Source organism: Christensenella hongkongensis (assembly GCF_000981035.1).
Taxonomy (GTDB): Bacteria; Bacillota; Clostridia; order Christensenellales; family Christensenellaceae; genus Christensenella; species Christensenella hongkongensis.
In genome coordinates this window covers 1-637 of the sequence record NZ_LAYJ01000098.1, presented here as the reverse complement: position 1 = coordinate 637, position 637 = coordinate 1, and the positions used below count along the sequence as shown (strand labels likewise).

At 38.3% G+C, this 637-nt stretch carries 1 protein-coding gene; it reads left to right on the top strand.

The features are described 5' to 3' along the window. Positions 1-637: GHKL domain-containing protein (locus tag CHK_RS08035; RefSeq protein ID WP_152651669.1), on the top strand; the 637-nt coding region annotated here is incomplete at both ends.

The following is a 637-nucleotide window of genomic DNA, read 5'->3' as shown; positions in this document are numbered from 1 at the left end:
AATCCCAAGAAAGAATAAGATTTCTTTGTCTCCCGCCATTCAGATCATTTCTATTGGCATTGTTGCCATCGGTATTTTTTCAGTCGCTGAAATTGTAGGTTTCTCCATAAACGCAGAACGTACTCCGGATGAACGCCGTATTTTGATCATTATTAGCTTTGCGATCCTTGTAATGATGACAGCTATTATTCTCTTGTTTGACAAGATGGGATCTGCTATCTGGAAAAAATTGGATGCGGAGCATAGATTGCAGCTTTTTACGATGGAGGAAGCCAATATTAAGCGCTCCAAAGAAATGATACGCACATGGAATCACGATTTTAAAAATGCCCTTGAAATATTACGCTATTATGCCGTGCGCGGTGATCTTGAAAACATCAAAAAGTATATTGGTATTCTACAGAGTGGATATGAAGAAATAAAAGCAGAGCAATCAACCGGATATTCTTCCGTTGACGCCATTATATCTATGAAACTAATGGTGGCTCATACAAAAGAGATTCCCATTTCTTTAAATATCAGCCAAATCGATAATCTCCCCATTAATGAGTCAGACTTCAGCATGATTTTAGGGAACCTTTTAGATAACGCAATTGAAGCATGCGAAAAGGTGGAAATACCGGACAATCGCTATATC